The organism is Rhizobium sp. WYCCWR 11128 (genome assembly GCF_013416305.1).
Classification (GTDB): domain Bacteria; phylum Pseudomonadota; class Alphaproteobacteria; order Rhizobiales; family Rhizobiaceae; genus Rhizobium; species Rhizobium indicum.
In genome coordinates, this window is the sequence record NZ_JACCEZ010000001.1 from 979,713 (window position 1) to 1,003,971 (window position 24,259).

A 24,259-nucleotide genomic window follows, 5' to 3' on the forward strand; every position below is an offset into this window, starting at 1 on the left:
TGCAACATGGATTGCAACACGATAGGTGATCTGTTCCGGCACAGCCGGCCCGGTTGTGTTCCGGACCGTCATGGCATTGATGAGGCTGAGATTTGTGGTGTCAGCGAATCCGCTTGGCGGCCGGTTCCGGCACCAGTTCGCCGTTGAGGCGGCGGTCGAGATAATCCTCGCATTCGCCCATAAGCGTTTCCACCTGACCGTTGAAGAAGTGGTTGGCGTTGGCGACGGTGCGATGGGTAATCAGGATGCCCTTCTGGGTCTTTAGCTTCTCCACAAGGCCGTTGACATCCTTCTCAGGCGCCACCTTGTCCGCCTCGCCGTTGATGATCAGGCCGGAGGAGGGGCAGGGCGCCAGGAAGGAGAAGTCGTAGGTGTTCGGCTGGGGCGAGATCGACATGAAGCCTTCGATTTCCGGCCGGCGCATCAGGAGCTGCATGCCGATCCAGGAGCCGAAGGAATAACCGGCGACCCAACAGGTCTTGGAATCAGGATGCAGGCTCTGCACCCAGTCGAGCGCCGAGGCGGCATCCGAGAGCTCGCCGGCGCCGTGGTCGAATTCGCCCTGGCTGCGGCCGATTCCCCGGAAATTGAAGCGCAGCGTCGTGAACCCGCGCTTCTGGAACATGTAGAAGAGCTGGTAGACGATCTGATTGTTCATCGTGCCGCCGAACTGCGGATGCGGATGCAGAATCAGGGCGATGGGCGCGCTTTTTTCCTTGGAGGGCTGGTAGCGGCCTTCAAGACGGCCGGCTGGGCCGTTGAAAATAACTTCGGGCATTGGTACTCCGGGTTTTATTTCGCGTTCGCGCTGCGTTGGATGACAACATGACTTGACTAGTGTTGTCAGCTTTTCTAAAACGCAGTTTAGAACAATTCGAAACTTGCATGGCGATCCACGCATCGTGGAATGTGTCATAAGGCAAGCCCGGCGGAAATTTCAAGAAAAATGAACCGCGGATGCTGAAGCAAGCTCGTCAAGCGCAGGACTGAAGATCATGGCGCCGCCACGCCTTTATCTCGACTGGAACGCCACAGCGCCGCTGCACCCCGCAGCACGCGCGGCGATCATGCGCGCCATCGACATTTTCGGCAATCCAAATTCCGTTCACGGCGAGGGCCGGGCCGCCCGCGCCGCCATCGAAGGCGCACGGCGCAAGGTGGCAGCACTTGCCGGCACCGATGCCGGCAATGTGGTCTTTACCAGCGGCGCGACCGAGGCCGCCAATCTGGTGCTGACGTCGGATTTCCGCATGGGCCGCACGCCGCTCCGCCTTGGCCATCTCTATTTCTCGGCGATCGAGCATCCGGCGGTGCGCGAAGGCGGCCGCTTCGCCAAAGAGAAGATGACGGAGATCCCGGTGACGGAAGCCGGCATCGTCGATCTCGATGCGCTCGGCCTGCTGCTCGAAGCGCATGACAAGGCCGCCGGCCTGCCGATGGTCGCTATCATGCTCGTCAATAACGAGACGGGCATTGTCCAGCCGGTCGAGGCGGCGGCAAAGATCGTCCACGCCCATGGCGGCCTCTTCGTCGTCGACGCCGTGCAGGCGGCCGGCCGGATCGCGCTCGATATCGGCAAGATCGGCGCCGACTTCATGATCGTTTCCTCGCACAAGATCGGCGGGCCGAAGGGTGCCGGCGCGCTCATTGCGCAGGGCGAGGCGCTGATGCCCAGGCCGCTGATCCAAGGCGGCGGGCAGGAGCGGGGTCACCGCTCAGGGACACAGAATTCGCTGGCGCTGATCGGCTTCGGCGCGGCGGCAGAAGCCGCGGCAGACGAACTCGAGGCGCGCAATGCGGCAATCGGCGTGTTGCGCGAGCGGCTGGAAGCCGGCATGCGTGAGGTAGCAGCCGATGTGATGATCCACGGCGAGGGCGGCGAGCGCGTCGCCAATACGATCTTCTTCACCCTACCGGGGCTGAAGGCCGAGACTGGACAGATTGCTTTCGACCTCGAAGGCGTTGCCCTATCCGCAGGCTCTGCCTGCTCGTCCGGCCGGCTCGGCGAAAGCCATGTGCTGACGGCGATGGGCCGTGACGCCAAGCTCGGGGCGCTGCGCATCTCGCTCGGCTTTTCGACGACGGAAGAGGATATCGACAGGGCGATTGCGGCTTTCGCAAAGATCGCCAACCGGCGCAGGTCGGCTGGGGAGGCGGCGTGCGCGCTGTCAAAACTTGCGGAAACGCAAATTTCTGCTTGCCAATCGGGCTGAAAAGTCCCTTTTGGCCTCTTACATGAGGGGCAAGGTAATTGCCCAAACGCTACAAGCTGCCGGACCTTGTATCCGGCGAGATTGGAGAATGAGATGGCTGCGGTGCAGGAAACAATCGACCAGGTGCGCCTGATCGATGTGGACCAGTATAAATACGGTTTCGAGACCGTCATCGAGATGGACAAGGCGCCGAAAGGCCTGTCCGAAGATATCATCCGCTTCATTTCGGCGAAGAAGCAGGAGCCGGAGTGGATGCTGGAATGGCGTCTCGAGGCCTATCGTCGCTGGCTGACGCTGGAAGAGCCGACCTGGGCGCGCGTCAACTATCCGAAGATCGATTTCAACGACATCTATTATTACGCCGCGCCGAAGAGCACGCCGGGTCCAAAATCGCTCGACGAGGTCGATCCGGAGCTGTTGAAGGTCTATGAGAAGCTCGGCATTCCGCTGCGTGAGCAGGAGATCCTTGCCGGTGTCGAGAGGCCGAAGATCGCCGTCGACGCCGTTTTCGACAGCGTCTCGGTCGTCACCACCTTCAAGGCAGAGCTGAAGAAGGCCGGCGTGATCTTCATGTCGATCTCGGAAGCCATCCGCGAGTATCCGGAACTGGTGCAGAAGTACCTCGGCTCGGTCGTGCCGACCACGGACAATTATTACGCGACGCTGAATTCGGCGGTCTTTACCGACGGCTCCTTCGTCTTCGTGCCGAAGGGCGTTCGCTGCCCGATGGAGCTTTCCACCTATTTCCGCATCAACGAGAAGGGCACCGGCCAGTTCGAGCGCACGCTGATCATCGCGGAAGAGGGCGCTTACGTCTCCTATCTCGAAGGCTGCACGGCGCCGCAGCGCGACGAAAACCAGCTGCATGCGGCTGTCGTCGAACTCGTTGCGCTCGATGATGCCGAGATCAAATATTCGACCGTCCAGAACTGGTATCCTGGCGACAAGAACGGCAAGGGCGGCATCTACAACTTCGTCACCAAGCGCGGCGATTGCCGCGGCGACCGTTCGAAGATTTCCTGGACGCAGGTCGAAACCGGCTCGGCAATCACCTGGAAATATCCGTCCTGCATCCTGCGCGGCGACGACAGCCGCGGCGAGTTCTATTCGATCGCCGTGTCCAACGGCCATCAGCAGATCGACAGCGGCACCAAGATGATCCATCTCGGCAAGAACACGTCGAGCCGCATCGTTTCCAAGGGCATCGCCGCCGGTGTTTCCAACAATACCTATCGCGGCCAGGTTTCGGCTCACCGCAAAGCGTCGAACGCGCGCAACTTCACCCAGTGCGATTCGCTGCTGATCGGCGACAAGTGCGGCGCCCATACCGTGCCTTACATCGAGGCGAAGAATTCGACGGCGCAGTTCGAGCATGAAGCGACGACCTCGAAGATCTCCGAGGACCAGCTGTTTTATTGCCTGCAGCGCGGCATCCCGACCGAAGCGGCGATCGCATTGATCGTCAACGGCTTCGTCAAGGAAGTCCTGCAGGAACTGCCGATGGAATTCGCCGTCGAGGCCCAGAAGCTGATCAGCATCTCGCTGGAAGGCTCGGTCGGCTAAACACGATTTCCGTCATCCTCGGGCTTGGCTTAGATCCTCGGGACAAGCCCGAGGATGACGATCGAGACCGATGAGAACGGTCTATTGGGCGGCACTTGAACCCGCTTTATGAACAGGAACAAAAGATGCTTGAAATCAGAAACCTTCATGCCCGTATCGCCGAAGACGGCACCGAGATCATTCGTGGTCTGAACCTTACGGTGAAGGCCGGCGAAGTTGCCGCGATCATGGGGCCCAATGGTTCCGGCAAGTCGACGCTCTCTTATGTGCTGTCCGGCCGCAGCGATTACGAAGTCACCGAGGGCGACATTCTCTATAATGGCGAGAGCATTCTCGAGCTCGATCCGGCCGAGCGCGCCGCCAAGGGCATCTTCCTCGCCTTCCAGTATCCGGTCGAAATTCCGGGTGTTGCCACCATGCAGTTCCTGAAGGTGGCGATGAACGAGCAGCGTAAAGCGCGCGGCGAGGACGAGTTGACGACACCGGATTTCATGCGCCGGGTCAAGGATGCCGCCGGCAAGCTGCAGATCAATACCGAGATGCTGAAGCGGCCGCTGAACGTCGGCTTCTCCGGCGGCGAAAAGAAGCGGGCCGAGATCCTGCAGATGGCGCTGCTCGAACCGAAGCTGTGCGTGCTTGACGAAACCGATTCCGGCCTCGACATCGATGCGCTGAAGATCGTCGCCGACGGCGTCAACGCGCTGCGTTCGCCGGACCGCGCGGTCGTGGTTATCACCCACTACCAGCGCCTGCTCGACTATATCGTGCCGGATACCGTCCATGTGCTCTACAAGGGCCAGGTGATCAAGTCGGGCGACAAGACGCTGGCGCATGAGCTGGAAGCCAACGGCTATGCCGACATCATCGGCACGGCGGCCTGAGTTTCGGGTGGAAAGGACGACGTCCATGAACATGCAGACGACGAGCCGCCTGACTGCGGCCGAGACGGCGCTGATCGAGGCTTTCAACCAGCAGATCGGCGAGCTGCCGGGCAATGGCGCGGTGACGGCACTGCGCGACCGGCTTCTCGACGACCTGAAGAAGGCCGGCCTGCCGACGCGCCGCATCGAGGCCTGGCATTATACCGACCTCAAGAATCTTCTGCGCACTGTCCCGCAGCAGGCGGGCGATGCCGGCTCGGAGGCTTTGGAGCCGCTCGTTGCTGATACCACGGTGCTGGCGGTGATCCAGGGCCATTCCAACCGGAATGCCGTTGCCGACGGTCTTGGCATTTCGGCCTATTCCGAACGTCTGCTTGACGGTTCTGCCGCAGGCGGACTCGATGCGCTTGGCAGCGACGACGCGGTCGGCCGCATCAATGGCAGCTTCGTGCGCGACGGCTATGTCGTCGACGTGCCTGCCGATACCGAGCTTGAAAACCCCCTTGAAATCCAGTTCATCCATGCCGGCGGGCAGACACATACGCGCCTGCCTGTGTCCTTCGGCGCCGGCGTCAAGGCGACCGTCATCGAGCGTCACCGCACGGTGACCGGTGATGCAGCGCTGGTGTCCCATGTCAGTGACATCACGGTTGGCGAAGGCGCCGAACTGACCTGGATCATCCTGCAGCAGCAGGGGGCCGACGATACGCATCTCGGGCAGATCCGCATCGATCTCGGCGCTGACGCCAAGCTCCGGCTTTTCGTCATCAATGCCGGCGGCAAGCTGGTGCGCCAGGAGCTGCATATCAAGGTGACGGGCGAGGGCGCCGATCTGACGTTGCGCGGCATCAACCTGCTCGGGGCAGAAAGCCATACCGACGTGACGATGGTGCTCGGCCACGACGTGCCGAATACCGGCTCTACCGAAGTCATCCGCAACGTCGTCTTCGACCGCGCCAAGGGCGTCTTCCAGGGCATGATCCGGGTGGCGCCCGATGCGCAGAAAACCGATGCCAAGATGGCCTGCAACACGCTGTTGATGTCCGACGATGCCGAATTCTCGGTCAAGCCCGAGCTCGAAATCTTCGCCGACGACGTGCAGTGCGGCCACGGCGCCACGGTGACCGATATCGACGCCAACCATCTCTATTACATGATGGCGCGCGGCATTCCGGAGAACAAGGCGCGGGCGATGCTCGTCAACGCCTTCGTCGCCGAGATCGTCGAGGAACTTGATGATGAAGCCCTGGTCGAGGCGCTGGAAGGCGTGATTTCGGCCTGGCTCGAAAAGCACGCCTGATCGGATATATCAATGGACAAGATAGTGCCGGCCACGCAATACGACGTCGAAGCCATCCGCCGGGATTTCCCGATCCTGGCGGAAAAGGTGCATGGCAAGCCGCTGGTCTATCTCGACAACGGCGCATCGGCGCAGAAGCCGCAGGTGGTGATCGACGCCATCTCGCATGCCTATTCCCATGAATATGCCAATGTGCATCGTGGCCTGCACTATCTTTCCAACGCCGCGACGGATGCCTATGAGGGAGCGCGCGAGAAGGTCCGCCGCTTCCTCAACGCGCCTTCGGTGAACGACATCGTCTTCACCAAGAATTCGACGGAAGCGATCAATACCGTCGCCTATGGCTGGGGCATGCCGAAGATTGGCGAAGGCGACGAGATCGTCCTGACGATCATGGAGCACCATTCCAACATCGTGCCCTGGCACTTCATCCGCGATCGGCAAGGGGCCAAACTCGTCTGGGTGCCGGTCGACGACGAGGGCGCCTTCCATATCGAGGATTTCGAAAAGAGCCTGACGGAGCGCACCAAGCTCGTCGCCATCACCCATATGTCGAATGCGCTCGGCACGATCGTTCCCGTCAAGGAAGTCTGCCGGATCGCGCATGAGCGCGGAATTCCAGTGCTGATCGACGGCAGCCAGGGCGCTGTGCATCTGCCTGTCGACGTGCAGGATATCGATTGCGACTGGTACGTCATGACCGGCCATAAGCTCTATGGCCCGTCCGGCATTGGCGTGCTCTACGGCAAGAAGGAGCGGCTTTTCGAGATGCGCCCCTTCCAGGGCGGCGGCGAGATGATCTTCGAAGTCGCCGAGGACGTGGTTACCTATAATGATCCGCCCCATCGCTTCGAGGCCGGCACGCCGCCGATCGTGCAGGCGATCGGGCTGGGTTACGCGCTCGATTATATGGAGAAGATCGGCCGCGAGGCGATCGCCCGGCATGAGGCCGATCTTGCCGCCTATGCGGTCGAGCGACTGAAATCCGTCAACTCGCTGCGCGTCTTCGGGACGGCGCCCGACAAGGGCAGCATCTTTTCCTTCGAGCTTGCCGGCATTCATGCCCATGACGTCTCGATGGTGATCGACCGGCAGGGTGTTGCGGTCAGGGCCGGCACGCATTGCGCCATGCCGCTCTTGAAACGCTTCGGCGTCACCTCCACATGCCGTGCATCCTTCGGCATGTACAATACCCGCGCCGAGGTCGATGCCCTGGCCGATGCGCTTGATTATGCGCGCAAGTTCTTTGCTTGAGGAGTGTCCGTGATGAGCCTGGACGAAAGCGAACAGAAGATCGACGTGCGCGAAGGCATCGTGCATTCCAGCATTCCGGCCGATGAGCTGGCACGGCTGAGCGACGACGTCATCAGCGCGCTGAAGACGGTCTACGATCCGGAAATTCCCGCCGATATCTTCGAGCTCGGTCTGATCTACAAGATCGACATCGAGGACGACCGGATGGTGAAAATCATGATGACGCTGACTGCACCCGGCTGCCCGGTGGCCGGCGAGATGCCCGGCTGGGTCGAAAACGCCGTCGGCGCCGTCGAGGGCGTGTCGGGCGTCGAGGTTGCCATGACCTTCGATCCGCCATGGACGCCGGACCGCATGTCGGAAGAGGCGCAGGTCGCCGTCGGCTGGTACTGATACAGTACCGTGGTATTGATCCGTTTACCTCGGAAGACTACATTTGAATCACGAAGCGCCGGATCTTGACCCCGGTTGCGGAAGGAGAATGAGCCGATGGGCTTTGCAATCATGAGCATGACGGACGGTGCTGCGGCTCGCGTCAAGGCGATCGTCGAGAACTCGGGACCGGATGCCAAGGGCGTGCGCGTCGGCATCAAGAAGGGCGGCTGCGCCGGGATGGAATATACCATCGACCTCGTGACCGAGCCCAATGCCAAGGACGACCTGATCGAGCGCGATGGTGCAAAGGTCTGGGTCGAGCCATCCGCGGCTCTTTACCTGCTCGGCACCGAGATGGGATTCGAGACGACGACGCTCCGCTCCGGCTTCACCTTCACCAATCCGAACCAGACATCGGCCTGCGGCTGCGGCGAATCCGTCGAGCTGAAGCCTGCCGATCTCGCGGCCCTTGCCGCCCAGCGCCAGGGCGAGCCGGCGCATTCCTGACAGCTTCAGAGCGGCGGAAAATTCTCCGCCAGCAAGTCTCCGATGAAATCGGGCGTGTTCAGTCGCGCTTGATGCTCATCAGCATTTCCCACATGTCGGCGCCGGTCTCGAAGACCACGGCGTTCGCCTTGTAGCTCTGCTCGGCTTCGATCAGGTCGGTGAGTTCGGTGGCAGGATCGACATCTGATGCGGTCGGGCTGACGACGGCCTGGACGCCGCCTGATGCAACGGAGGTGATGCTGGTGTTCAGCCTTGCATAGCCCGGCGTGCTGCTGTTTGCGATGTTGTTGGCAATTGCGCCGACCCGCGTCGTCTGCGCCCGCATTCCCGAAAGAGCAGTGCTCGTAATGCCCGACATGCTCATCAGCCGTTTCCCCAGAACTGGATGAAATTCTTGTACATGCAAGGGCTTAGGGAATGTTGAAGGCGTTGCGTTAGCAAAGACCTATAGGTTCGCGCATCTTCGCATCCATCTGTTCCGGATTGGCACGGAACGGGGTCGGGGGCGCGGAGCCATGGCCAGCTTCGCTAACGCGACGCCACCCAGTCGTGCCAATCGCTCTCGTTGCCGTTGAAGACGTTGAGGTCGATCTTGCCGTCGACGCCTTCGGAAAGGCCAGAGCCGGAATACTGCCAGAAGACCCACTTGCGGCCGGGATAGACCTTGGAGGGATGAGCGGCCACCGAGCGCAGCCAGAAGGGATAGTCGAGCAGTTGACCCTTCAAATTGTCGCGGTAGAAATCCGGCGCGGTATAGATGATCGGGCGCTGACCGTAATGGCGCTCCAGCTTATCCATGAAAACCTGCATCTTTTCCCGAACACGTGTGGGGGAGATGCGCCTCTTGCAGCTCGATTCGCCGTTCCATTCGACGTCGATGACGGGCGGAAGAGCGTTGGCTTCCCTTGGCACGTTGCGGATGAACCAGTCGGCCTGCTCACCGGCTGTCCGGCACCAGTAGAAGAAGTGATAGGCGCCGTGTTTCAGGCCGGCTTCCTTGGCCCGGCGCCAGTTCTTCTTGAACATCGGATCAAGGTGATCGCCGCCGTCGGTCGCCTTGATGTAGACGAAGTTGGCGCCTTGCCGCCGCAACGTCTGCCAGTCGATCTCGCCCTGCCAACGCGACACGTCGACGCCGTGCACGGCAAGCTTTCTCGGCGAGGTGGAGCCGAAGTTGATAGGCTTGGCATCGCGGAAGCGGTGGCCGTAAATTTGTCCGCGTGTCGGCGATCTCGTGCCGACATCGGGCATTGCATTGCCGGCGGGATTGGCCGGCATCAGCAGCGCGACCGGTTTATCTGTCGGCAGCGGCATGCCGACCGGCCTGTCGGCGGGCACGAGCGCCTGCGGCTCGGGAACTTGTCCAGCCCAGCTCAACGCCTGCTGCGGCGGGCTTGCCTGCGGCGCTGAAACGCCCACCGCGGCGGCAGGAATCGGGCCGCTCGGCTGGGCGATGGCATTGGTCGTTTCCGGAGACGGCACGTTGCCCAGCACATCTTCGGCGCCAGAACTGGCAGCGCATCCCGAGAGGATCAGGGCGGCGAGGAGGATTGCTGGCACTGCCGATGGACGCATAAGAACCTGCACGCAAAACAAGGGATCGACGGTGATCCATATTGATGGAAGCCGCCTTTCTAAAAGGCTAACAGAGACTTGCTAAGAAAGGTTAAATTTGATCCCACTGCATAATTTCGCAATTATGTAGGATCCGCCACCCAGACGAGATCGCGACCTTTGAGCCGCAGCGAGCTGCTTTCGACACGGTCCTGCAAGTCTACGACGAGAATTAGCGTCCTGACGGCGCTGTCCGAATTCGTTCGAGAAAACCTCCGAAGATCGCTGCAAGTTCGGTCACGCCGCTATTCAAGGACATCGACAAACGCGGAACTCTCCTGCGCATCCTAAGGGAAGCAGACACTCCAGTGTCGACTTTCGACTGTGCCAGGAAATTCGCGTTGCAAACTTCGAGGTGACCGAGAATTCTCGGCGGCACTTCTGGCATCGGATCGGATAGCAGCGCTCGTGTCCGCAGTTGATGCAAACCGGGCGGCCCCCGTCTCCGGCTAACGGATCAGGCAGAAAGCCTTGAAGGTGTCGTCCTCGGAGACCTCCCGAAGCTTCTTAAGGGTGAATGTCCGGCTTTCCGGCGACAACAGGTATCAATCTGAACATTCCTTAGACCTAGCAGATCCGCAGGAGTGCGCGTCGATCGGGCGTGCTTTGAATGGTAAATCGATTCTTCAAGAAGACTTTTCTGCGCGAGGATCAAACTGGAATCGACTGACAGGTGTGGGCATTTACCGCGTATGTTACTGTAACGTACTTGCTATTTCACGGCATCGTGAAAGGGTTTCACATCGTCCGATTTGCAGGCCCACTGGCTCAAAAATCTCATGAGGACAATCTTGTCCAAAAGTATTCGCGGAGCAAGCTCGGGTGACGGGACATGTGCATCGCGCCATAGACACCCGGTAACGTGGTGTTGTCCGCGCCAATCCAAAGTCTTACTCAAGAAATGGAGGACAGCATGACACATATCGGAAGAAAGCTTTCATTTGTTGCAGTTTTTATCACCGCAACCGTGGTCAACGGCGGGAATCTAGCTTTCGGCCAGACGGCGGGCGAAATCCCACCGATCCTGGTTACCCCGGATAAAGTCGAGTCTCGCATTGGTACGCTCGAGTTCAAGGACGGTGCTCCCAGCCCAGAAACTGTCAAAAAGGTTTATGACACGCTTGATTTTACCCGCGCCCTTGACGTGTTCCTCAACAGCTATGGTGGCGCATCCGCCTATGCGATCCGAAAGGGGCTTCTCAGCATCGGCGCTGAGGACAATACGGTCACCCTTTACCCCGAGTTGATGGATTCGAAGTCGCTGTTCCTCACGGCCAATGCCGATACCGTCTACTATTTCAGCATCGTGGATTTGACTAAGGGGCCGATCGTGGTCGAGCAGCCTCCTATGGGGGTAGGTACGATCAACGACATGTGGTTTGGCTGGATCATCGATGTCGGGTTCCCCGGCCCCGACCGCGGTGAAGGCGGAAGATACCTGCTGCTGCCACCCGGCTATGACGGTCCGGTTCCCGAAGGCGGTTTCTATGTAGCGCGGTCGAAGACGAACCGGGTCATCTATGCATCTCGCGGTTACCTCGTAGACAACGATCCGAAGCCGACTGTCGAGAACATCAAGAAGAATATGAAGATCTATCCCTACACGCCGGGCGGTGTCGGCACGAGCATCGCAACGGCGCTCGAAGGCAAAGTCAGGCTTGAATCGAACCCGCCGGTTCCTGAAACCAGGTTCCTCGAGGCGAGCGGCAAGGCGTTCAATACGATCCCCCCAAGCGACTATTCGTTCTTCGAGATGATCAACGCCAATGTTCAGGCAGAGCCGGCCGATTCCTACAATCCGGAACTTGCAGGCCAATTGGCAGCCATCGGTATCGTCAAGGGCAAGGAATTCAAACCGGACGACCGGATGAAGAAGATTCTGACCGACGCAGCAGCGGTGGGAAACGCGGCCAGCCGTGCGCTGAACTGGCGTTCCAGCGGCCCCCATCCTGATTGGTCGTACTATCCAGACTCAATGTGGGGAAACATGCTGTGGGAGGGTGGCGCAAATTTCGAAACCCCGCCGCCGATGATTACCAAAGAGGGTCTTTTCGCACCATTGCCGCCGACCGGTGCTCGAACCCTCGACTCGAAAACCGCGTTCTACTTCGGCTACACGCTCGACTCGCCCGGCATGATCATGCGGCTCCCCAAGGTCGGGTCGCAATATCTCATGGGTTTCCTGGACGCCAACAAGAACGACCTCGACGGCGGCAAAACCTACAAGGTGACGCTACCGAAGGACATTCCAGCGGCCGCGTTCTGGTCCTTTACCCTCTACGACAACCAGTCGCGCTCGATGCTCCAGACGCCGCAAGGCTACCCGCGCGCCGGCAGCCAGAGCTATCCATCGCCCGCCGCCGAAGCGGACGCGGATGGCGCGACGACAATCTATTTCGCCCCGACCCAACCCGAGGGCGTGAAACGGGGCAATTGGATCCAGACCATGCCCGGCAAGGGCTGGTTCACGCTCCTTCGCCTCTACAGCCCGCTTGAGACGTTCTTCACGAAGGAGTGGCGGTTGAGCGAAATCGAACTCGTTCCCTAATGTTGGGAATGTGGGAGCAATGCTGACCATCGCGCGGAAGTAGTCTCTTGCGACAGGCGTCCTTTGCTGAAAAGACGCGCGGCGCTGTAGTGCGCCAAATGCGGGCAGCCCCTCCGAAGCACGGGAGGGCCTGCCCGAATTGCTGTTATTCCGCGGCCTCCGCGTAGCTTTCCACCGGCGGGCAGGTGCAGATCAGGTTGCGGTCGCCATAGACATTGTCGACGCGATTAACAGGCGACCAGTATTTGTCGACGCGGAAAGCGCCGGGCGGGAAGCAGGCCTGTTCTCGGCTGTAGGGGCGATCCCATTCGCCGACGAGGTCTTCCACCGTATGCGGGGCGTTCTTCAGCGGGTTGTTGGCCTTGTCCATGCGGCCGTCCTCGATGGCGCGGGCTTCCTCGCGGATCGCCAGCATCGCCTCGCAGAAGCGGTCGAGTTCGGCCTTGGTCTCGCTTTCCGTCGGCTCGATCATCAGCGTGCCGGCAACCGGCCAGCTCATGGTGGGCGCATGGAAGCCGCAGTCGATCAGGCGCTTGGCGACGTCGTCGACGGTGACGCCGCAGCTATCGACCAGCGGACGGGTGTCGATGATGCATTCATGCGCGACGCGGCCGGCAGCCGACTTGTAGAGCACGTCATAGGCGCCCTTCAGCCGGGTGGCGATATAGTTGGCGTTGAGGATAGCCACCTTGGTCGCCTGCGTCAGGCCTTCGCCGCCCATCATCAGGCAATAGCTCCAGGAGATCGGCAGGATCGAGGCCGAGCCGAAGGCGGCGGCCGAGACCGCACCCGAACGGCCGTCGGTTTCGGGATGGCCGGGCAGGTAGGGGGCCAGATGCGCCTTGACGCCGATCGGGCCCATGCCGGGTCCGCCGCCGCCATGCGGGATGCAGAAGGTCTTGTGCAGGTTCAGGTGGCTGACGTCGGAGCCGATGTCACCGGGGCGGGACAGGCCGACCATGGCGTTCATGTTGGCGCCGTCGAGATAGACCTGGCCGCCATGCTCATGCACCAAATCGCAGATTTCCTTGACGGTCTCCTCGAAGACGCCGTGCGTCGAAGGGTAGGTGATCATGCAGCAGGAGAGGTTTGCCGCATGCTGCTCCGCCTTGGCGCGGAAATCGTCGAGATCGATATCGCCATTTTCACGCACCTTGACGACCACCACCTTCATGCCGACCATCTGGGCCGAAGCCGGATTGGTACCGTGCGCCGAGGTCGGGATCAGGCAGACGTCGCGATGGCCGTCGCCATTGGCGATATGATAGTTGCGGATCGTCAGCAGGCCGGCATATTCGCCCTGCGCACCGGAATTCGGCTGCATGGAGAAGGCGTCGTAGCCGGTGACGGCGCAGAGCTTTTCGATCAGGTCGTCGATCATCTCGCGGTAGCCGAGCGCCTGGTCGGCCGGCACGAAGGGATGGATGTCGGAAAATTCCGGCCAGGTGATCGGCAGCATTTCCGCCGTCGCATTGAGCTTCATCGTGCAGGAGCCGAGCGGGATCATCGAGCGGTCAAGCGCCAGATCCCGGTCGGAAAGCCGGCGGATGTAACGCGTCATCTCGCTTTCGGCGCGGTTCATGTGGAAGATCGGATGGGTGAGGTACTCGCTGGTCCTGAGCAGGCCCTTCGGCAGGCGGTAGGAAGGCTCGAAATCGGCAATGGTGAAATTGCCGCCGAAAGCGCGCCAGACGGCTTCGAGCGTCGCCGGCCGGGTGCGTTCGTCGAGACTCATGCCGATTTTGGTTTCACCGACCTTGCGCAGATTGACGCCTTCGGCGACGGCGGCGCGCAGGATGAGGCCCTGCATATGGCCGACATCGACGGTGATAGTGTCGAAGAAGGTCTCGGGCTCAACCTTGTAACCGAGCTTTTCCAGGCCCTTGGCCATCAGCACGGCCTTCTGGTGCACCTGCTGGGCGATCGCCTTGATGCCCTTCGGGCCGTGGAAGACGGCATACATCGAGGCCATGACGGCCAGCAACACCTGGGCGGTGCAGATGTTCGACGTCGCCTTTTCGCGGCGGATATGCTGTTCGCGGGTCTGCAGCGACAGGCGATAGGCGCGGTTGCCACGGGCATCGACGGAAACGCCGACGAGGCGGCCAGGCATGGAGCGCTTGATGGCATCTTTGACCGACATATAGGCTGCGTGCGGGCCGCCATAGCCGACCGGGACGCCGAAGCGCTGCGAGGATCCGACGGCGATATCGGCACCCATTTCGCCGGGCGATTTCAACAACGTCAACGCCAGGATATCGGCGGCGACGATTGCTATGGCGCCAGTCTGGTGCAGGCGCGAGATCAGGCCGGTAAAATCATGCACGTGACCGTGCGTGCCGGGATATTGGAAGATCGCGCCAAAGACGTCGACAGGATCGAGATCGGTGAAGGGGTTGCCGACGATGACGCTCCAGCCGAGCGGCTCGGCGCGGGTGCGGATCAGGGCAATAGTCTGCGGATGGCAGTCGGCATCGACGAAGAAGGATTTCGCCTTCGACTTGGCGACGCGCTCGGCGATCGCCATGCCTTCGGCGGCGGCGGTCGCCTCGTCGAGGAGCGAGGCGTTGGCAACGTCGAGACCCGTCAGATCACAGATCATCGTCTGGTAGTTCAGGAGCGCTTCCAGGCGGCCCTGGCTGATCTCCGGCTGGTAGGGCGTATAGGCGGTGTACCAGGCCGGGTTTTCCAGGATGTTGCGCTGGATGACCGGCGGCGTAATCGTGCCGTAATAACCCTGGCCGATCAGCGAGACCAGTACCTTGTTCTTGTTGGCGGTCTCGCGCAGCTTGTCGAGCGCCTCGCGCTCGGTCATCGGCGCGCCCCAGACGAGCGGCGCCTTTTGGCGGATCGAGGGCGGCAGCGTCGCGTCGATCAGGCCATCGAGGCTGTTGTAGCCGATCACCTTCAGCATATCGGTCATCTCGGCCGGCGAGGGTCCGATATGGCGGCGATTGGCGAAATCGTAGGGCTGATAGTCGGTGAACTGGAATTCTGTCGGCGTCGTCATTACGCAGTGAGCTCCTTGTAGGCCGCCTCGTCGAGCAGGCCATCGGCGTCCGCAGCATTTGCCAGCTTCAGCTTGAAGAACCAGCCGGCGCCCTGAGGATCGGAATTGACCAGCGACGGATCTGCAACGATGGCCGGATTGACCTCAGTGATCTCGCCATCAAGCGGACAATAGACATCGGAAGCAGCCTTGACCGATTCAACGGTCGCGGCATTGCCGTTCTTGGAGAAGGTCGCGCCGACTTCCGGCAATTCGACGAAAACCAGGTCGCCGAGCTGTTCGACGGCATAGGTGGTGATGCCGACCGTCGCAACGCCGCCTTCGATCTTCAGCCATTCGTGTTCTTCGGTAAATTTCAGCATTGTTCGTCCTCTCTGGAAAAGGTTTAGCGCTTGTAGGTCGGTGTGACGAAGGGCAGGGCGCTGACGGTGGTCGGCAGATATTTGCCGCGCACCTCGGCATAGACGAGCGTGCCTGCCGCAGCATGGGAGAGCGGCACGTAGCCCATGGCGACGGGGCCTTCGACGCTGGGGCCAAAGCCGCCCGAGGTGACTTCGCCGATTTCGACCTTGCCCTCGGCATCGGCATAGAGCTTGGCATGGCCGCGCACCGGCGCCTTGCCTTCCGGCTTCAGGCCGACGCGGCGGCGGGCAGCGCCGTTCTCGAGTTCGGACAGGATGCGGCCGGAGCCCGGGAAGCCGCCGGCACGCGCACCGTTGCCGCGCCTTGCCTTCTGCATGGCCCATTCCAGCGCCGCCTCGACCGGCGAGGTAGTCGTGTCGATATCGTTGCCGTAGAGGCAGAGGCCGGCTTCCAGGCGCAGCGAATCGCGGGCGCCGAGGCCGATCGCCTGGACATCGGGATGTTCGAGCAACCGCATGGTGACATCCACGGCCTTGTCTGATGGAATCGAGATCTCGAAGCCGTCCTCGCCGCTATAGCCGGAGCGGGAAACAAGACAGGAAACGTCGTGCAGGCGGCAGTGGCGCACGTCCATGAATTTCATCGCCGCGACGTCGGCCCAGAGCTCGGCAAGAACCGCAACCGCACGCGGCCCCTGCAGCGCGATCAAAGCGCGATCGAGAAGCGTGACGTCGCACTGGTCGCCGATATGGGCCTTGAGATGGGCGAGATCGGCTTCCTTGCAGGCGGCGTTGACGACGACGAAGAGGTGGTCGTCGAGATGGGCGATCATCAGGTCGTCGAGAATGCAGCCGGTGTCGTCGGTGAAAAAGCCGTAGCGCTGGCGGCCTTCGGCAAGGCCTAGGATGTCAACGGGCACGAGGCTTTCAAGCGCCAGCGCCGCATCCTCGTAGCTGCCCGATTTCGCCTTTACGATGACCTGGCCCATGTGGGAGACATCGAAGAGGCCGGCTTCGGCGCGGGTATGAAGATGCTCCTTCATCACGCCTGCGGGATATTGCACCGGCATGTCGTAACCGGCGAACGGCACCATGCGGGCGCCGAGCGAAAGATGCAGGGCATGCAGCGGGGTTTTCTTCAGGGCAGCAGTATCGTCCAAAAGACGCCTCCGGGGTTTGCGCCTTCTCGCGAAGGCGCGGGCTCAAATCTGAAGGCGCGGCTGCGCACTTCTCTCCTGAGCCCCCTCTGTCCCTTTGCCTGAGATTGTTATCCCTTCGGCGAGCGTTTCGAGAACGCTTCTCTCCAGAGTTCCGTCTGCCCCTTGCTGGTCCTTTTGCCTGAGAGTTTCCGGGGCGGTTGCTCCTTCGGCACCGGTGGCGAAAGCACCGGCTTCTCCCAACAAGGTTGGCGCAATTATCCGGCGGGTGCAGCGCTTGGCAAGGCCAAATGTCGTGACCGGACAATTTTTTGTCGCCATATGCCGGCTGAGCCCTGATCTACGGCAATCTGCTTTTGCATTTCGCGGGGAAACCGGCTATCGCGACATGCTGTTGAAGGGGATATTATGCGGCAGACCGGACTGAAAGCGACGCTCTTCCTGCGCATGCTTTGCGCATTGAGCCTGCTTTTGCTCGGCCTGGCCCATCAGGCGCCGCAGGCTGTCGCCTCCGAAGCCTACGATAGCGCGGCCTATGTGCTGCCCGACGGCACTTTCGCCTCGCTCTGCATTACCGTGAAGGACGCCGACGGCAAGACCTTCGCCTTCAAACCGAATTGCGAAGCCTGCCGACTGTCGGCCTCCGTCATCCTGCCGATGCCGGATGCGAGCTCCTGGCTCGAGCGCAAACTCGCCTCGCTGATCAACGCGCCGATCGAAATGTCAGCCGTTGCTGGTGCCAGCGCTGTCAGCCGGCCAAATTCCCGCGCGCCTCCCATCCTCGCCTGATCTGCCTTCGCAATCATGAGCAGCATGCCGGTCCGCCCGAGAGAAGTCAGCGGCCGGCGAGGAGACATCCAATGAAAACTATCAAGACATTTGGCAAGACATTCGGGCTTGCCGCCGTTCTTTCCGCGGCCGCCTTTGCCGGCGCCGAGGCGCATGTGACCTTCCTCGACAGAGAGGCGACGCAGGACAGCACCATTCTCGCCACGCTGCAGGTGCCGCATGGCTGCGACGGCAAGGCGACCACGGAAGTGCGGGTCAAGCTGCCGGAAGGTTTCGTCTTCGCCAAGCCGCAGCCGAAGGCAGGCTGGGAGCTTGAGGTGATCAAGGGTGACTACCAGAAGACCTACGACAATCACGGCGACAAGGTGAAGACAGGCGCGATCGAAGTGCGCTGGAAGAACGGCAATCTCTCCGACGATTTCTACGAGACCTTCGTTATCCAGGGTAGGGTATCGGGCGTTGAAGCCGGCACCTCGCTCGCTTTTCCGGTGACGCAGATGTGCGGCGATACGGTCGCGGCCTGGGACCAGGTGGCCAAGGAAGGCGGCGATGCGCATGGGCTGAAAAGCCCGGCGCCGCTGTTGAAGGTCGTTGCCGGCGAAGGTGGCCATGACCATGACGACATGGCCGGCATGGATATGTCCGGTATGGCAGGCATGGGCGCTGCGGCGCCGGCCGGCGAAACGGTCAAGCCCGGCGATCTCGAAGTCTCCGGCGGCTTCGCCAAGGCGATGCTGCCCGGCCAGCCGGTCGGCGGCGGCTTCTTCACGGTGAAGAACAACGGCCAGACGGACGATCGCCTGGTATCCGTTAGCTCGCCTGCAGCTGGTGAGGTTCAGATCCACGAGATGGTGACGAAGGACAATGTCATGCGGATGCGGCAGCTGAAGGATGGTATCGCCATCGGCGCCGGCGAGACGGTCAAGCTCGAGCCCGGCAACCTGCACCTGATGTTCCAGAAGGTAAAGACGCCTTTCAAGCAGGGCGATACGGTGCCGGTGACGCTGACCTTCGAAAAGGCCGGCAAGGTCGATCTGGTCCTGCAGGTGCTCTCCGCCCAGGGCAAATGAGAGCAGCGATTCAAAGTGCTATAGCGTCCTTTGCGCATCTGAAAAGACGCGCGGCGCTGTAGTTAAAACAAAAAAGCCCGCGACTGTAACGGCAGTCGCGGGCTTTCGTTTGGAAGGCGATGGCCTCAGAAGTCTTCGTAGGATCGCAGCGCCTGTTTCAGGCCGGCCTGCGGCTGGCGATTGCCCTTGGCCATCAGGTCGAGGGCCACTTCGGTCGACTGGATGATGCTGGAGGGCTCGTCTATTTCCTCAGTGCCTTCGGCCTTCAACTGCCGGTCGGCAATGCGGCGCGCATCGCGTGCGGCGGTGCTCGTCGCGACACGCTGCGGGATTCGGAGCGATTCGAAGGCAATGGCGGCAGTGGTGGCCGATATGGACAGAAGCTGGGTCATGCCGTTACCGTATCGGCACGACCTTGGCGCCATTATAAGAAAATCATCGGCATTTTACCGGATGGTAAGAATTCATTCCTTCCCGATTGGAATCGCTGCGGAGTTGCGATAAATCCGGCTGATGATCCAGGCTCTTCTCGTCGCCGTCGGCGGCGCTATCGGTTCCCTTCTCAGATATTATGTCGGCCAATGGGCGCTGAGACTCATGGGTCCGGCATTTCCCTGGGGCACGCTCGTCGTCAATGTCGTCGGCTGTTTCGTCATCGGCGTCTTCGCCGAGCTGATCGCGCGGAAGTTCAACGCTTCGGTGGAGCTGCGCCTGCTGCTGATCACCGGCTTCCTCGGCGGCTTCACAACCTTCTCGGCTTTCTCACTGGATGCGATCTCGCTATTCGAGCGCGGCGAGGCAGTCGCCGGCGGTATTTATATCGCTGCGAGCGTCGGATTTTCGATGGCGGCCGTCATCGCCGGCCTTGCCGTCATGCGCGCTTTGGCCTGATTTCTTTTCCGGTTTCCGTTTTGCGCGAAAATGCTCTAAAGGCTGCGGCAAGAACGCCGGCTCGGCCTGCGCTGCAATTTCCGAAAGATTTCTTATGGCTGGCATAGAACATATCAAGGTTGAACCCGATGAAGCCGGCATGCGGCTCGATCGCTGGTTCAAGGTGCACTTTCCGGGGCTCGGCTTCGGTCCGCTGCAGAAGCTCTTGCGCTCCGGCCAGGTGCGCGTCGACGGTGGGCGTGTCAAATCGGATGCGCGCGTGCAGCCCGGCCAGACGGTGCGCGTGCCGCCGATGGATGTCGATGCGAAGCTGAAATCCGGACCGATCGCCGGCAAGGATCTCAAACATTCGACGGATTTCCAACTCTTGTCGCGCATGGTGCTGCACGAGGACGAAAAGGTGATCATACTCAACAAGCCCCCCGGTCTTGCGGTCCAGGGCGGTTCCGGTGTGGCCAGGCATATCGACCAGATGCTCGACGCTTGGACCAGCCCGAAGGGTGAGAAGCCGCGGCTCGTCCATCGTCTCGATCGCGACACTTCAGGTGTTCTCGTCATCGCCCGCACCCGCGGCGCGGCGCAGAAGCTGACGGCGGCGTTCCGCGAGCGCGACACCAAAAAGACCTACTGGGCGCTGGTCAAGGGCGTGCCGCGCAAGCACGAGGACAAGATTTCGACCTGGCTCGTCAAGGAGCCGACCGCCGACGGTGACCGCATGCGCATCGCCAAGCATGGCGAGGACGGCGCCGACCATGCGATTTCCTTCTACCGCGTGCTGGAGACGGCGGCACAGAACCTCGCTTGGCTGGAGATGGAGCCCTATACCGGCCGTACCCATCAGCTGCGCGTCCATGCCCTGCATATCGGCCACCCGATCATCGGCGATCCGAAATATTTCGACGACGATCCGAATTGGGATTTTCCAGGCGGCGTGCAGAAGAAGCTGCATCTGCACGCGCGTCATATCGACATCCCGCATCCCTCCGGCGGCCGCCTGCGCGTCAGCGCGCCGCTGCCAGCGCATATGGTGCAGACCTGGAACCTTCTCGGTCTCGACCTTGCCGGCGCTGAAAGGGACGCCGAATGAAGCTGGCCCTTTTCGATTGCGACGGCACGCTGGTCGATAGCGCCAGTCTGATCCACGAAACCATGCGCAGGACCTTCGACAAGTTCGGCAAGCCGGAACCGCGATTTGAAGACACCAAGGCTATTATCGGCTTGTCCCTCGATATTGCGATCGCCCGCATGCAGGGCAGGCCGCATGTGGAGCAGCAAGACATCGACATGACGGCGCATTACAAATCGCTGTTTTCGATCGTGCGTCAGGATCTTGACTATAAGGAGCCGCTGTTTCCCGGCATTCGCGAGATGATCGACGCACTGGCTGGGCGAGAAGACCTGCTGATCGGCGCGGTGACCGGCAAATCCAGGCGCGGGCTCAAGCTTGTGATGGAGACGCATGGCTTCGATAAGCATTTCATCGTCGCACGCACCGCCGACGATTGCCCCTCCAAACCGCATCCGGCCATGGTGACGGAATGCTGCGATGAAACCGGCATGAATGCTGCCGACACCATTGTCATCGGCGATGCGGTTTACGATATGCAGATGGCCAAGGCTGCCGGGGCCAAGGCGATCGGCGTTGCCTGGGGCTATGCCAGCGTGGATGAGCTGATCGCCAACGGCGCTGATGCGATCGCCTACCATCCGAACGAGATATTGCGTCATTTTTCCTGAGGTGAGCCCATGCGCGATCTGCTGAACGACCTTTCCGAAGGCCTGAGCCATCCCGATCCCATCCGCCGCGCGCAGATCCAGATGAAGAAGCCGCTGCCGAAGCGTTTCTATACCGATGTCTCCGTTGCCGAGCACGAGGGTGGTTTTGCGATCACGCTCGACGGCAAGATGGTGCGTACGCCGGCGCGCCAGGTTCTCGCAGTACCGACCGAAGCGCTGGCGCGGCTTGTCGCCGCCGAATGGCAGGCCCAGGGCGAAGAGATCAATCCCGTGAGCATGCCGGTGACCCGGCTCGTCAACACCGCACTCGACGGCGTTGCCGCCAACGCGCAGGCGATCTTCGAGGATATATTGCGTTTTTCATCCAGCGACCTCATCTGCTACCGCGCCGAGGAGCCGGAACTGCTGGTCGAGCGCCAGGCCGAGCACTGGGATCCGGTGATCGACTGGGCGGCGACCGATCTCGGCGCTCGCTTCATCCTCGTCGAAGGGGTGATGCCTCATGAGCAGCCGCGCGAGGCGATTGCCGCCTTCGCCGTCACGCTCGCGAGATATGATAGCCCGATGGCGCTGGCCGCCCTCCACACAGTCACCACGCTGACGGGCTCGGCGATCCTGGCGCTGGCCTTCGCCGAGAGCCGGGTAACGGTGGAGGAGGCTTGGTCGCTTGCCCATCTCGACGAGGACTGGACGATCGAGCATTGGGGCAGCGACGAGGAAGCCGAGGAGCGGCGGGCCAAGCGCTTTGCCGAGTTCAAAGCCGCAGCCGATGTTTTTTTCGCCCTAAGCGCCTGAAACATATTGCCTTCCAATGCATTATGACGAAGTCTGCGACTCCAACGGGGTGGTGCGGGATTTTGCAATGAATTGGCTGAGGTCGTGTTTTTGCCGGGCGACACTCGTCTGTGTCGCGCTCACGGCCTGCGGCAGCCTCTCGGCCACCAAGCCGGCGGCGCCGGTCTATGATGTGCGCAGCGCCGTCGTTCTCTCCGGCCCGAACATGCCGGCCGAGCTGCTTTCCGGCATCAACGACCGCGTCAATGCGGCGATCAACGCCACTGTGCGCGACACCGTGCTGCCGCGGGTGGTGCTGACGATCCGTGTGGTTTCCATCCAGAAGGGCCTTGGCTTCCAGAAGGACCGCAACGTCGCCAAGATCAGCATCGACGCGGCCTCGGTCGAGGACGGCTCGGTCATCGCCGTCAGCGCCTTCGACGTCACCAGCATCGCTGCCGATCCCAAGCTTGCCGACGAGATCCTGGCCGAGGATGCCGCCGCAAGGATACGCTCGGTTTTCTCACTCAGCGGGCGCGGCGCTAAATAATTGGAGCATGATGTTGTCCGAAAACCGCTCACACTTTTCGGCATCATGCTCTAGCGCATAATCTAACCGCCGGATTGCCGCCCGCAGCGGCGAGGGAGATCGCATGAAGGAAATTCTCGAAGAACTGGAACGGCGCCGCGACGTCGCCCGCCTTGGCGGCGGCGAGGCGCGCATCGCCGCCCAGCACAAGCGCGGCAAGCTGACGGCGCGCGAGCGCATCGATCTCTTCCTCGACGAAGGCTCCTTCGAGGAATTCGACATGTTCGTCGAACACCGCTCCACCGATTTCGGCATGGACAAGAGCCGCATTGCCGGCGACGGCGTCGTCACCGGCTGGGGCACGGTCAATGGCCGCACCGTGTTCGTCTTCGCCAAGGACTTCACCGTCTTCGGCGGCTCGCTGTCGGAAGCGCATGCCGAGAAGATCATGAAGGTGCAGGACATGGCGCTGAAGAACCGCGCGCCGATCGTCGGCATCTATGATGCGGGCGGCGCCCGTATCCAGGAGGGCGTGGCGGCTCTCGGCGGATATGCAGAGGTATTCCAGCGCAATGTGCTCGCCTCCGGCGTCATTCCGCAGATCTCGGTGATCATGGGTCCCTGCGCCGGCGGCGACGTCTATTCGCCTGCAATGACCGATTTCATCTTCATGGTACGGGATACTTCCTACATGTTCGTCACCGGGCCGGACGTGGTCAAAACCGTCACCAACGAGACGGTGACGGCAGAAGAACTCGGCGGCGCCGTGGTGCATACGGTGCGCTCGTCGATTGCCGACGGCGCCTACGAGAATGATGTCGAAACGCTGCTGCAGGTGCGCCGGCTGATCGATTTCCTGCCGCTTTCGAACACGGCGCCGCTGCCGGAGATCGAATGTTACCAGTCGGTGATAGATGTCGATGCCTCGCTCGATACGCTGGTGCCGGCGAGTTCCAACAAACCTTACGACATCAAGGAACTGATCCGGAAGGTGGCGGACGAGGGGGATTTCTTCGAGATCCAGGCGAGCTTTGCCAAAAACATCGTCTGCGGCTTCGGCCGCGTCGAAGGCTCCACTGTCGGTTTTGTCGCCAACCAGCCGATGGTGCTGGCCGGCGTTCTCGACAGCGACGCCTCGCGCAAGGCGGCCCGTTTCGTGCGCTTCTGCGACTGCTTCAATATTCCCATCGTCACCTTCGTCGACGTGCCGGGCTTCCTGCCGGGTACGGCGCAGGAGTATGGCGGCCTCATCAAGCACGGCGCCAAGCTGCTCTTCGCCTATGCCGAGGCGACGGTGCCGAAGCTCACCGTCATCACCCGCAAGGCCTTCGGCGGCGCCTATGACGTGATGGCGTCGAAACATCTGCGCGGCGACCTCAACTATGCCTGGCCAACGGCGCAGATCGCCGTGATGGGCGCCAAGGGCGCTGTCGAGATCATCTTCCGCAAGGATATTGCCGATCCGGAGAAGATCGCCGCGCACACGAAAATGTACGAGGACCGGTTCCTCTCGCCCTTCGTCGCCGCCGAGCGCGGTTATGTCGACGAGGTGATCATGCCGCACTCAACCCGGCGGCGGCTGGCGCGCGGTTTGAAGATGCTGCGCAACAAGGATCTCGCCAATCCGTGGAAGAAACACGACAACATCCCGCTTTGACCATGGCGCGGGCGAATAAGACCGTCCA

The 24,259-nt window shown here is 61.3% G+C and carries 23 protein-coding genes and 2 riboswitches; of the genes, 16 read left to right on the plus strand and 7 right to left on the minus strand.

Translation table 11 applies throughout. The features are described 5' to 3' along the window. Window positions 1–100: 100 nt before the first annotated feature. Window positions 101–778: an alpha/beta hydrolase gene (locus tag HX898_RS04740; RefSeq protein ID WP_003540001.1), complete on the minus strand. Its 678-nt coding sequence runs from the start codon at window positions 776–778 to the stop codon at window positions 101–103. 217 nt (window positions 779–995) lie between these two features. Here HX898_RS04740 and HX898_RS04745 point away from each other — a divergent pair, with 217 nt between their 5' ends. The 7 genes from HX898_RS04745 to sufA all read left to right on the plus strand — a co-directional run bounded on the left by HX898_RS04745 (window position 996) and on the right by sufA (window position 8,093). Next, window positions 996–2,213 (plus strand): cysteine desulfurase family protein, encoded by a 1,218-nt coding sequence (locus HX898_RS04745; RefSeq protein ID WP_180194112.1) that lies wholly within the window; start codon window positions 996–998, stop codon window positions 2,211–2,213. Window positions 2,214–2,306: 93 nt separating this feature from the next. Next, window positions 2,307–3,776 carry a Fe-S cluster assembly protein SufB gene (gene sufB, locus HX898_RS04750; protein ID WP_180194113.1) on the plus strand — a complete coding sequence of 490 codons (1,470 nt, stop codon included), beginning with the start codon at window positions 2,307–2,309 and terminating at the stop codon, window positions 3,774–3,776. Between the two features lie 125 nt (window positions 3,777–3,901). Further along, window positions 3,902–4,657 (plus strand): Fe-S cluster assembly ATPase SufC, encoded by a 756-nt coding sequence (gene sufC / locus HX898_RS04755; protein WP_018445225.1) that lies wholly within the window; start codon window positions 3,902–3,904, stop codon window positions 4,655–4,657. A gap of 25 nt (window positions 4,658–4,682) precedes the next feature. Beyond that, a complete protein-coding gene (gene sufD, locus HX898_RS04760) occupies window positions 4,683–5,957 on the plus strand; it encodes a Fe-S cluster assembly protein SufD (RefSeq protein WP_180194114.1) in 1,275 nt (424 codons plus the stop codon). Window positions 5,958–5,969: 12 nt separating this feature from the next. Beyond that, on the plus strand, window positions 5,970–7,211 hold the full coding sequence (locus tag HX898_RS04765; RefSeq protein ID WP_180194115.1) for a cysteine desulfurase: 1,242 nt from the start codon (window positions 5,970–5,972) through the stop codon (window positions 7,209–7,211). A 12-nt stretch (window positions 7,212–7,223) separates the two neighbouring features. Further along, on the plus strand, window positions 7,224–7,604 hold the full coding sequence (locus HX898_RS04770; RefSeq protein ID WP_003559708.1) for an SUF system Fe-S cluster assembly protein: 381 nt from the start codon (window positions 7,224–7,226) through the stop codon (window positions 7,602–7,604). 96 nt (window positions 7,605–7,700) lie between these two features. Further along, a complete protein-coding gene (gene sufA / locus HX898_RS04775) occupies window positions 7,701–8,093 on the plus strand; it encodes a Fe-S cluster assembly scaffold SufA (protein ID WP_018072227.1) in 393 nt (130 codons plus the stop codon). A 58-nt stretch (window positions 8,094–8,151) separates the two neighbouring features. Here sufA and HX898_RS04780 read toward each other — a convergent pair whose 3' ends face one another. Both HX898_RS04780 and HX898_RS04785 read right to left on the minus strand, forming a co-directional pair. Next, window positions 8,152–8,457 (minus strand): flagellar basal body protein, encoded by a 306-nt coding sequence (locus HX898_RS04780; protein WP_180194116.1) that lies wholly within the window; start codon window positions 8,455–8,457, stop codon window positions 8,152–8,154. Window positions 8,458–8,621: 164 nt separating this feature from the next. Next, on the minus strand, window positions 8,622–9,668 hold the full coding sequence (locus HX898_RS04785; protein WP_180194117.1) for a GH25 family lysozyme: 1,047 nt from the start codon (window positions 9,666–9,668) through the stop codon (window positions 8,622–8,624). A gap of 952 nt (window positions 9,669–10,620) precedes the next feature. Here HX898_RS04785 and HX898_RS04790 point away from each other — a divergent pair. Then, complete coding sequence (locus HX898_RS04790) at window positions 10,621–12,255, plus strand: DUF1254 domain-containing protein (RefSeq protein ID WP_180194118.1); 1,635 nt, start codon at window positions 10,621–10,623, stop codon at window positions 12,253–12,255. Window positions 12,256–12,400: 145 nt separating this feature from the next. Here HX898_RS04790 and gcvP read toward each other — a convergent pair whose 3' ends face one another. From gcvP to gcvT, 3 genes are read right to left on the minus strand one after another with little or no spacing between them, the layout of a single operon-like run. Continuing rightward, a complete protein-coding gene (gene gcvP / locus HX898_RS04795; protein WP_180194119.1) occupies window positions 12,401–15,265 on the minus strand; it encodes an aminomethyl-transferring glycine dehydrogenase in 2,865 nt (954 codons plus the stop codon). Continuing rightward, a complete protein-coding gene (gene gcvH, locus HX898_RS04800) occupies window positions 15,265–15,627 on the minus strand; it encodes a glycine cleavage system protein GcvH (protein WP_003539971.1) in 363 nt (120 codons plus the stop codon). The genes gcvP and gcvH overlap by 1 nt, the downstream gene beginning before the upstream one ends. Window positions 15,628–15,650: 23 nt before the next feature. Next, the gene (gene gcvT / locus HX898_RS04805) at window positions 15,651–16,787 is read right to left on the minus strand and encodes a glycine cleavage system aminomethyltransferase GcvT (protein WP_138389107.1); all 1,137 of its coding nucleotides are present in this window, start codon (window positions 16,785–16,787) and stop codon (window positions 15,651–15,653) included. Between the two features lie 76 nt (window positions 16,788–16,863). Continuing rightward, window positions 16,864–16,944: riboswitch (glycine riboswitch) on the minus strand. Window positions 16,945–16,947: 3 nt separating this feature from the next. Continuing rightward, window positions 16,948–17,036: riboswitch (glycine riboswitch) on the minus strand. Window positions 17,037–17,192: 156 nt separating this feature from the next. Between gcvT and HX898_RS04810 the strand changes: the two genes are divergently transcribed. Continuing rightward, a complete protein-coding gene (locus HX898_RS04810; protein ID WP_138329351.1) occupies window positions 17,193–17,573 on the plus strand; it encodes a hypothetical protein in 381 nt (126 codons plus the stop codon). Between the two features lie 71 nt (window positions 17,574–17,644). After that, the gene (locus HX898_RS04815; RefSeq protein ID WP_180194120.1) at window positions 17,645–18,643 is read left to right on the plus strand and encodes a copper chaperone PCu(A)C; all 999 of its coding nucleotides are present in this window, start codon (window positions 17,645–17,647) and stop codon (window positions 18,641–18,643) included. Window positions 18,644–18,768: 125 nt separating this feature from the next. On the opposite strand, the gene HX898_RS04820 is transcribed toward HX898_RS04815, so the two are convergent. Then, window positions 18,769–19,035 (minus strand): hypothetical protein, encoded by a 267-nt coding sequence (locus tag HX898_RS04820; RefSeq protein WP_138389110.1) that lies wholly within the window; start codon window positions 19,033–19,035, stop codon window positions 18,769–18,771. Window positions 19,036–19,156: 121 nt separating this feature from the next. Here HX898_RS04820 and crcB point away from each other — a divergent pair, with 121 nt between their 5' ends. The 6 genes from crcB to HX898_RS04850 all read left to right on the plus strand — a co-directional run bounded on the left by crcB (window position 19,157) and on the right by HX898_RS04850 (window position 24,231). Then, on the plus strand, window positions 19,157–19,534 hold the full coding sequence (gene crcB / locus HX898_RS04825; protein WP_138389111.1) for a fluoride efflux transporter CrcB: 378 nt from the start codon (window positions 19,157–19,159) through the stop codon (window positions 19,532–19,534). A 94-nt stretch (window positions 19,535–19,628) separates the two neighbouring features. Then, the gene (locus HX898_RS04830) at window positions 19,629–20,621 is read left to right on the plus strand and encodes an RluA family pseudouridine synthase (protein WP_180194121.1); all 993 of its coding nucleotides are present in this window, start codon (window positions 19,629–19,631) and stop codon (window positions 20,619–20,621) included. Continuing rightward, window positions 20,618–21,271 carry an HAD-IA family hydrolase gene (locus HX898_RS04835; RefSeq protein WP_180194122.1) on the plus strand — a complete coding sequence of 218 codons (654 nt, stop codon included), beginning with the start codon at window positions 20,618–20,620 and terminating at the stop codon, window positions 21,269–21,271. Before HX898_RS04830 ends, HX898_RS04835 begins: the two co-directional genes overlap by 4 nt. Before the next feature lie 9 nt (window positions 21,272–21,280). Further along, window positions 21,281–22,066, plus strand: coding sequence for an ATP12 family chaperone protein (locus HX898_RS04840; RefSeq protein ID WP_138329357.1), 786 nt, complete (start codon window positions 21,281–21,283; stop codon window positions 22,064–22,066). Between the two features lie 67 nt (window positions 22,067–22,133). After that, window positions 22,134–22,595: a hypothetical protein gene (locus HX898_RS04845; RefSeq protein WP_180194123.1), complete on the plus strand. Its 462-nt coding sequence runs from the start codon at window positions 22,134–22,136 to the stop codon at window positions 22,593–22,595. 103 nt (window positions 22,596–22,698) lie between these two features. Further along, the gene (locus tag HX898_RS04850; protein ID WP_180194124.1) at window positions 22,699–24,231 is read left to right on the plus strand and encodes an acyl-CoA carboxylase subunit beta; all 1,533 of its coding nucleotides are present in this window, start codon (window positions 22,699–22,701) and stop codon (window positions 24,229–24,231) included. Window positions 24,232–24,259: the final 28 nt, after the last annotated feature.